Origin of the sequence: Psychrobacter sp. M9-54-1 (assembly GCF_016613355.1) — a bacterium.
GTDB lineage: Bacteria > Pseudomonadota > Gammaproteobacteria > Pseudomonadales > Moraxellaceae > Psychrobacter > Psychrobacter faecalis.
On sequence record NZ_JADGFW010000044.1, the window covers coordinates 1 to 8,971 of the forward strand.

Consider the following 8,971-nt stretch of genomic DNA (forward strand, 5'->3'; position numbering starts at 1 on the left):
CGCGTTCGAGTCGCGGTCGGCCCACCATATTTAAGAAAGCCCAGTCATTTAATGATTGGGCTTTTTTCTATGCTCTTTTTATGTTGGTGAAGCTTTAGTTTATAGCGTAAACGTTTTTAGCTTTCAACGTTTACGCTTACGGAGGCTAAAGCCATCATCTTGGCGCCAAAGCAATTTATGTTTAATGGTATCTTTGATGGTGCGCCGATGCTTAGGTGCTTGCGCAATTAGACTGTCAAAAGTTGCAGCATCGATACCCAACTCATAACCATGCGCCATCATGACATTAGACGGTTGTAAGTCTTTTACCTTTTGTAGCGACTTGATATAAACTTTGGGATCATAAATAGGAAATGGCGCGACAAACTTATGGCGCAGCTTGATGATTAAATCGGCGGTATAGACCTCACGACTTGGCAGATGAAATAAGGATAAATCACGATCTGTATGTCCTGGCGTTTCAAACACCTGCCAATCATCAAAATGCAGTATGGTATCGCCATCACTGACCGTCAAATCAGGCTGTAGATGCGCAGGATACCATAGCCTTTTAAAAGGACGTCTTTGTCGCTTGGCCACATAGTGAGCCAGGCCTAAATCAATCAAATGCATGACTTGCCCGCCGATACCGCTATACCACTGCGTTTCTCTAGCAGCCGAGACAATCAAGCAACCAGTGGCTTTTCTAAGCTTATGCGCGCCGCCTGCATGATCTGGATGCATATGGGTAACGACCACTACTTTTAAATCAGTAATAGGACGCTTTAGCGTATCTTTAATATAATCCAACACCAGCGCCACATCAGGGCGACAACCGCCGTCCAATAGCATTAATTTATCTGGATAAACCGCCAGATAGCTACTTTGAATATAGCCATCCAAACGTACGATTTGACATAAACTCATTTATCTTCCTTGGCCGCTTATCTTGTCATTCCTATGGTTCATTAACGAATTATTTATTAATCTTATTGCTAATACGATGAAAACTTATCCTTTAGTATAACGCTCGCTATCCTAAAATAAATGCCTTTGAGTGAACGCTTGTGACTAGAGATAAATCGATGATAAGGCATGCATAGGATATTTAAAATGTTACCCAATAAAAAACCCAGCGCAGCGGCTGAGTTTTCTATTATTAAAAAAGCTAGTTATTAAAATAAACGAACAGTTAAGCCAAGTCGCGTACCTTTGGCTCACGCTCCCACAAACGTGATTTGGCATTTTCAATAAAACTATCAAGCTCAGCGAGGGGCGTCACAAACGCATCTTTTTCAACGGGTAGTTTGCTTAAGATAAACTCATCGGTCGCGCCGCAATAAGCAATCGCTTTGCAGTGCACATAAGCATCATTGAACCAATCCAACGTTGCGCTGTCTTTAGCCAGCTTCTTCGCTTGGTCAGGCATGATGATACTCACCACGGCATCAAACATGACTGACGGACCACCAGCGACACGCTCATCGGCTTGTATGATAGTGCCATCATCTAAAGTGACTTCTTTATTTGGTGCCACAATCTTAACGCGCGCACCCTCTGCCATAGCCGCCTCTTCAAACTTCTTAATCTCACTATGCTTTGAGCCTTCAGCGACTAAAATACCAATCATACGTGCCTTTAAACTCTTTGGCGTTCGACCAATGGTTTGTAATGGCTCAGAGGTTGGCAAGTCTTGTACTGGCGCTGCTGGTTCTATAGCTTCTGGAAGCTTCATTCCTAGTGCTGTTGCCACACGATTTGCTAAGTCTTCGTCAATATTCACCAAATGACCAAGCATTCGTGTTCGTACATGAGGGGTATCTACTTTGCCAAGCTCAAACGCGTAAGCAGAGGCGATATGAGCTTGCTCAGCTGGCGTCTGGCTGCGATAGAACATACGCGGTTGACTATAATGGTCCGCAAAGCTTTCAGCACGCACGCGGCCTTTAACGCCATCATCTAGCTGCTCGTGGAACGACTCAAAGCCTTTTTTTACGCTTTCACGTGGGCGCTCAGGATCTAAACTTTGTGGATCATACAGAGTACGAGTTTTCGGTATTTGCATTTGCATATGACCGTCTTGCTGATTATTTGCAAACGGACATTTTGGCGCATTAATCGGAATCTGCGCAAAGTTTGGCGAGCCCAAACGCGACAGCTGCGTATCTAGATAACTAAATAAGCGACCTTGCAATAACGGGTCGTTACTAAAGTCGATGCCCGGTGGCAAATGTGATGGACAGAAAGCCACTTGCTCAGTCTCAGAGAAGAAATTATCTGGATAACGGTTCAGTACCATTTTACCTACGATACGCACGGGTACCAACTCTTCTGGAATCAGTTTGGTCGCGTCTAAGTGATCAAATGGGAACTCATTGGCTTCTTCTTCAGTAAATAACTGAACACCAAACTCCCACTCTGGATAATCGCCATTATTAATCGCTTCAAACAAATCACGGCGATTATAATCAGGATCGGCGCCCGAGATTTTGACTGCTTCATCCCAAATCAGCGATTGTACGCCAAGGACTGGTTTCCAATGGAAACGTACAAAGGTGCTCTTGCCATCTTTATTAATAAAACGATAACTGTGAATACCAAAGCCTTCCATCATACCAAAGCTACGCGGTAGCGCGCGATCACTCATCAGCCAAATGACATTGTGCATGGTTTCAGGGCTAAGCGAGACAAAATCCCAAAAGGTATCATGAGCAGAGGCCGCCTGCGGAAAACCGCGATCTGGTTCTGGCTTCACCGCGTGTACCAAATCAGGGAATTTCATCGCATCTTGAATAAAGAAAATCGGCATATTATTACCGACGATATCCCAGTTACCCTCTTCGGTATAAATCTTCACCGCAAAACCGCGCACATCACGCGGCGTATCTTTTGAGCCCTTATTACCGGCTACCGTAGAAAAACGGGTGAATAAAGGCGTCTGTTTACCCGTTTCGGTAAGAATTTTTGCGGTTGTATACTCTTCTAATGATTCAGTCAGCTCAAAATAACCATGGGCGGCACTACCACGCGCATGCACCACACGCTCAGGAATACGCTCATGATCAAAATGCGTAATTTTTTCGCGTAAGACAAAATCTTCTAATAACGTGGGGCCACGAGTATTGGCTCTAAGCGAGTTTTGATTGTCAGAAATGACAACGCCTTGCTGGGTGGTCATCGCTCTTGTATCATCATCGGCACGCTGATGCGTTTCACCGCCATTACCACGTTCGGTATTTATATTTTTAGCGGGGTCGGTATGATCAATATTCTTCTTCATAAAACATCCTAGCTAATGAGTAAAATGGACTACAGATAGCCCACCAAATAAGCACCAACACAGTTTTATATCCTTAGAGATAGCTTTGACTTCAGATGTCGTTTAATTGTCTGTGTTCAGCGCGATTGTTTCTTGATAGATGAGAATGCTGTTAGACATTGAGGTATAACAGCATCGATAAGCTCATCAATCATATTACTTAAAATCTGCCGTAGGTATGTCACATATATCGTTAAGCGTGTTGATTTTTGGTTACGCGTCAGCCAAATCACGTCTGTTTGCAGACACGCTTGTATAGTGAAATAGTGATGAGGATAAAGATAGAAAAAGCTGATGAGCAGATATCTTTGAGGGTGAATTAAGCGATATAAAAAGCATTTTAGGGTTTTAGCGGATAAATATGCTTAGGATGACTTAAAAGATAGCAGTGAGTTTTTAAAATATACTTTTAAAATATTATAGTAAGTTAGCTTTCTTTTGAAAAACCAATATCTCATTGTTGGCGGGCATTTTATAGCGATTTATGAGCAATAAATGCTGTTTTTCTGCCACTTTAATGACGTCTTCTAAGGCACGAATGCCGCTGCTGCTATCCCGCTGTCGAAGACTATAGTCAAACTGTCGATTACTATCACTGCTATAACGGCCATTTTCGTTAAAGGGTCCATAAATGATGAACTTTCCCTCTAAAGGTAGCATATCACCAACCATTTCAAATAATCGAGTAACCAGCGACCAAGACATAATATGCAGAGTATTGGCGGTAAATACCGCATCGTAAGGCGCATTGATAGTCTTATTTATCGGCACTGAATCAAACGCTACGTCAAAGCTTAGCGGCGCATATAGATTAGGCGCAGGATACGCAGTATGCCAAGCGTTGATAATGGCATGATTGGCAAACACATCACTGGTCTGCCAGTGTAAATGCGTCAAACGCGGCGCAAAATAGACACTATGCTGCCCCGTTCCTGAACCCACTTCTAAGACATGATGCGAATTTTTTAACTCTTGCTGTAAGACTTCTAGTATTGGCTGCTGATTATTTTCGCAAGCTTGAGAAAATGGTAGATTAGAAATTATATTACCTAAGTTATCCTTAACCATAAAAACACCTTATTAATAAATGCCCGCTTCTACCCCAGCTGCCAGTGTCATCACCAACTCTTCGACTTGCTCAGTAAATACCTCTTGCCAATCACCTTGTAAAATCAGCGCTTCTTGAATCCATTCCCAGCGCAACCCAGTGGTAATGGTCTTTATGGCAAGCTTGGTACCCGTACCATCATGACCTGCGCGAACATACAGCGCAAACGGCATGCCCTGCTTCTTCTCTAACACCGGATAATAACAGCGATCAAAAAAGTCTTTGGTCAGCCCCGCCATATATGCCAAGTTCTCAGTCGTGCCTAATAATAATGCATCGGCTGCCAACACATCTTCAGGTTGCGTATCTTGAGGATATTTAAGTATGACGTTGATATCTATATCGGTGTGATTGGCACCATCGTAGGCTGCTTGCGCTAGTTTTTTGGTATTCGGTGATGGCGCATGCGCGACGATGAGTAAGGTCTTGGTTGCCATATCAATCACCCTTATAGAAGTCACTAGTTCTCGGAATTAATAGCTTTTAGAATTGATAGTTACTCTTTGAATGATATCAGGATGAATACTTTTCGCAACCGGACAAGTCAGCGCGGTGTTATAAAATACTTTTTGCGTTTTATCATCCAACTCTTGATTAAAATTAATCGCCACATGTATTTCACTAACCCGCCTTGGCTCAGCAGCCATTATCTTAGTCACCTCAGCAGTAGTACCTGCAATATCGATTTCCATATCTCGCGCTTTGATACCGATAATCGTCAACATACAACTTGCTAAACTGGTTGCTAATAAATCAGTCGGTGAAAAGGCTTCGCCTTTGCCCTGATTATCAACTGGCGCATCAGTGATGATTTCATTGTTTGATTGCAAGTGTGTGGCAGTAGTACGCAAATCGCCTTGGTATGTTACTTTTGAGGTTGTCATAAAATTCTCTTTTAGAGTTATGTTTATTAAATAATCTTGGGGCTGTAGTAGATAAGCACTATGCTAGACTACTTTTATGAAGATAACCCGTTGTAAACTAAGTAAAAAAGTTCAGCGAAGGCTCTTAGAGTTTTACGCAGCTGAAGTAATCGCTAGAACAGCCTCAGATTTGCTCAATATTCAGCCTAACACTGCTGCACTTTTTTATCATAAAATAAGACTTGTGATAGATTACCATCTCTCATTAGAAGCTGATGAGCTCTTTTAGGCGTAAGTCAAATTAGATGAAAGTTACTTTGGCGGTGTGCGCAAAGGCAAAAGAGGTCGCGGAGCTGCTGGTAAAACAGCCGTATTTGGTATACTAAAACGAAATGGCAAGGTTTATACCATTGTCGTAGCAGACACCAAACAGACTACTTTAATACCTGTTATTAAGCGTAAAATCAAGCCTGATAGCTTTGTTTATACGGATAGTTATCGAAGTTACAATGCATTAGATGTGAGCGAGTTTAAACATTTCAGAGTCAATCACTCTAAAGAGTTCACTTGCGGTAAAAATAATCATATCAATGGCATTGAGAACTTTTGGAATCAGTCTAAACGAACTCTCAGAAAATATAATGGGATCGATAAAAAGAACTTCCATTTGTTTTTAAAAGAGTGTGAGTTTAGATTTAACTATGGCTCACCATCTCATCAACTTAAAACGCTGAGAAAATGGTGTGATATTTAACCCTTATCTACTACAGCCCCATAATCTTTTTTTATAAATTTTTAATTAGCTCGTCTAGGGCTATGAGTTTCTGTTAGTAGGGAATAACCTTTGGGTGAACTCGTCTACTACACTTTCTGTTCTGATAAAGTCTCGAATTTTTTCGCGAGTAGTTATGTTCGACTCTGATATTATGCTTTCTAGATGGCTAGCGACTTCCTCTATTTGAGCTGAAAATGCATCGTTATCATTCAAAATAGCAAATACAGCAGTCGTTACTTTCTTTTGGGATTTTAACGGTGCATCTAATATATCTTCAGTTTTCCAATGTTTTTTTACTAAAGCATACAATGCATAAAAACGAAAGATAACTCGTGTTCTATCTACTTTTCCTGAGCGTACTAAATAGTCAAATTTGTACAATGCCAAAGCAGCAATATGGTAAAGCTCAACATTGTGGTTTTCTGAAAAAATTCTTCCATCAAACTCTTTTCGTATTCCTCTATGATCACGCGCTGCACGATGTGGTTGATAAAAAAACATAGCTGCTGCAACCTTCATTAAATCTGATGGACGAAGGATTCGTGTGCGTTCAACTCCAACATCTCTATACTGATTATCGCGTCTTTCAATATAAATGCGGGCATCACCACTTTGAGAAGCGCAATACTCTTCTAGATCTTTCATAAATGGGCGTAGTGCCCAAAATTGATCTTCTCTAACTTCATTTTGTCGGTTTGTACCTATGATAACACTTGATACAAAATCAGTATCGCTACATCCAATTAAACGTAATGGAACAAATATACTTTCGGCTTGTTCAGGTATATAGGCCAAAATATTTGTAGTTTGGCATCCGTTTACAATCTGATAATCTTCAAGACTAAAAATATCTCCTTTACGATCTATATTTTTCGAAACAACAGTAATTCCGTTATTTTTAAAAACGAAAGAAGCATTACCACCTGATTCTAAGTCAGAGATTATTGATTTGTTTATTTCAGATTCAGGATTAAAGTCTCTGACATTGTCATAAAATAAAGATTTATTAATGTGACGAACTCCATCTTGATCAGGCTCTCCAAATGCAATTGCCAAAATCTCTGATGCGGGAACATATCCAATATATGCTTCATCAACTTTTTCATGGTTTGGCATCGTGACCGCTTTTTGAAAATTAAGCTTCGCGGAAGAAGAGTTCGTTGCCGAACGAAAGCCATTTTGAATAATTTTGGCGCCTACACATTCAATATGGATGTCATTAAAAATATTTAGCTCATTCAAACGTATTTTATTCGTTTCTATTAATTTTTCTATTAACTCTGAAGCTTGACCAGAACCGGTAGTACAGTAATAGCATCTTAAAGAAGGACTCGTTTTAGCTGCTGCTGAATAGATTGCCTCTTTTACTTCAACAAGATTTTGTAATTGTTCACCTGTAATATGCGATCGATCTGTAAAAAAGTCATATACCGCATCAAGAAATTTTGAGATATTGCCGTAGTCAAGTTTATCTGATGTTTTTGACTGAAAGAAATGGAAGTCTGAAGAATGATTTCTTCCTAAAGAAAGAATTTCAATAGCTTCATCAATATCAGTGCAAAGCGTTCCCTGAATAGAGATAGCTACTCCATCAATACCAAACTCTTCCCCCTTAAGGTGAGCTCTAAAGGGATCTATATTTTCTCCAAGTACTCCGTTCTCTATTGAAAATATTGACATAATACCAAACCCAACAATTAAAGTTGTGCCCAAGCACGAGCAGTTAACGACCGAATTCTTTGTGGCTGTTTAAGCAAATTATTCCAAGCCAAGCAAGTGGCATCGACAATAGCCTCATAACTGTCATAACAACGATTAGATAGCTCATTTTGCTTAAGGTACTGCCATACTCTCTCAGAGGGATTGAGCTCAGGTGAATAAGGCGGTAGTTTAAGCATAGTGACATTAGCCTGATTCAAGCTTGGTTGATGCCATAATGCGCCATCCATCACCACCACCGCATGACGTCCTTTTGGAACGGCTTTACTAATCTCTTGCATATGCAATAACATGGTGTGTTTATTAACGAAAGGTAGTACTAAGCCTACCGCTTTCTTTGTCGCTTACCCAAAGGCACCAAACAGATAAGCGGAATGAAACTGTTGCTGCTTGATCAGTCGAGGTCGCCCACCGCGGTAATGCCAAACTCTGGTCAATGAGCCTTGTTGTCCTATTCGAGTTTCATCTTGAAACCAGATGTCCACTTGATCTAAGCTCACATCAGTAGGCAGTGACGCCTTAACCTGTGCTATAAAGTTTTTTTAAAAGCGTCTTGAGCTTGTATGTCGGCTTTTGGATGCTGACTACGAGCACTTATCCAACTCATATCAATACGCTTGAGTAGCTCGTAGATACCGTTAACGGTGTAGTGAGCGTTGTAGTGTTCTTTAGCCAATTGCTGAATGTCTTTGCCTGTTAGACGACCGCCAGCGCGCTTTTCTTGTTCAGAGACTATCATGGCTTTAAAAGCGGCTGTGTCTGCTTCTGCCAATTTGCTGTGACGACCTCGACGATGACGATCGTAGAGACTCTCAAGTCCTCGTTCATAATATCGCTTCAATGTCCGTCTGGCAGTTTCAGGATGTATGCAGAGGTCTTTGGCAATATCGTTAGTGGCTTTGCCCATACTATATTGGTATAAGATGAGCAGGCGTAGTCGGGCTCTGGGATTGCGCTCAGTCTTTGAGTATTTGCCAAAGTCATGGTCTTCTAGGTTATGTATTGGTATAGTCATAAGTGGATGATACTATATATTTTGGGTTTGGTATAACGTCAGATAAGTAAAGTAAGCATTAGATAAGTAAAGTAAGCATTGGTTGGAGTAGGCAATTAATGGTTTTTTAAAAAACCCAAACAAAGAAAACCCCCTTACGCATTCACGTAAGGGGGTAATCGGAATAGAGAGCTGACGATGACCTACTCTCACA

9 protein-coding genes and 2 pseudogenes are annotated in these 8,971 nt (G+C 41.0%); 1 reads left to right on the forward strand and 10 read right to left on the reverse strand.

Annotation, left to right across the window (positions count from 1 at the left end; genetic code table 11):
- Positions 1-123: 123 nt before the first annotated feature.
- The 5 genes from IQ457_RS12940 to IQ457_RS12960 all read right to left on the reverse strand — a co-directional run bounded on the left by IQ457_RS12940 (position 124) and on the right by IQ457_RS12960 (position 5,290).
- A complete protein-coding gene (locus IQ457_RS12940; RefSeq protein WP_200663804.1) occupies positions 124-906 on the reverse strand; it encodes an MBL fold metallo-hydrolase in 783 nt (260 codons plus the stop codon).
- A gap of 265 nt (positions 907-1,171) precedes the next feature.
- Complete coding sequence (locus IQ457_RS12945) at positions 1,172-3,259, reverse strand: catalase (protein WP_200663806.1); 2,088 nt, start codon at positions 3,257-3,259, stop codon at positions 1,172-1,174.
- A gap of 456 nt (positions 3,260-3,715) precedes the next feature.
- The gene (locus tag IQ457_RS12950; protein WP_200663807.1) at positions 3,716-4,366 is read right to left on the reverse strand and encodes a DUF938 domain-containing protein; all 651 of its coding nucleotides are present in this window, start codon (positions 4,364-4,366) and stop codon (positions 3,716-3,718) included.
- A gap of 12 nt (positions 4,367-4,378) precedes the next feature.
- Positions 4,379-4,843, reverse strand: coding sequence for a flavodoxin family protein (locus IQ457_RS12955; RefSeq protein WP_200663808.1), 465 nt, complete (start codon positions 4,841-4,843; stop codon positions 4,379-4,381).
- Positions 4,844-4,879: 36 nt separating this feature from the next.
- A complete protein-coding gene (locus tag IQ457_RS12960) occupies positions 4,880-5,290 on the reverse strand; it encodes an OsmC family protein (protein ID WP_200663810.1) in 411 nt (136 codons plus the stop codon).
- A 76-nt stretch (positions 5,291-5,366) separates the two neighbouring features.
- Here IQ457_RS12960 and IQ457_RS12965 point away from each other — a divergent pair.
- A pseudogene (locus IQ457_RS12965) lies at positions 5,367-6,023 on the forward strand (IS1595 family transposase).
- Positions 6,024-6,083: 60 nt separating this feature from the next.
- Here the strand turns inward: IQ457_RS12965 and IQ457_RS12970 are convergent.
- The 5 genes and pseudogenes from IQ457_RS12970 to IQ457_RS13535 all read right to left on the reverse strand — a co-directional run.
- Positions 6,084-7,724 carry an AIPR family protein gene (locus tag IQ457_RS12970; RefSeq protein ID WP_200663814.1) on the reverse strand — a complete coding sequence of 547 codons (1,641 nt, stop codon included), beginning with the start codon at positions 7,722-7,724 and terminating at the stop codon, positions 6,084-6,086.
- 17 nt (positions 7,725-7,741) lie between these two features.
- Positions 7,742-8,080 (reverse strand): annotated as a pseudogene (locus IQ457_RS12975) (transposase); the annotation flags it as partial.
- A 27-nt stretch (positions 8,081-8,107) separates the two neighbouring features.
- Positions 8,108-8,263 carry a hypothetical protein gene (locus IQ457_RS12980; protein WP_200663818.1) on the reverse strand — a complete coding sequence of 52 codons (156 nt, stop codon included), beginning with the start codon at positions 8,261-8,263 and terminating at the stop codon, positions 8,108-8,110.
- A gap of 29 nt (positions 8,264-8,292) precedes the next feature.
- Positions 8,293-8,778 (reverse strand): winged helix-turn-helix domain-containing protein, encoded by a 486-nt coding sequence (locus IQ457_RS12985; RefSeq protein WP_200663820.1) that lies wholly within the window; start codon positions 8,776-8,778, stop codon positions 8,293-8,295.
- A gap of 12 nt (positions 8,779-8,790) precedes the next feature.
- Positions 8,791-8,971: hypothetical protein (locus IQ457_RS13535; RefSeq protein ID WP_207161754.1), on the reverse strand; the 181-nt coding region annotated here is incomplete at its 5' end.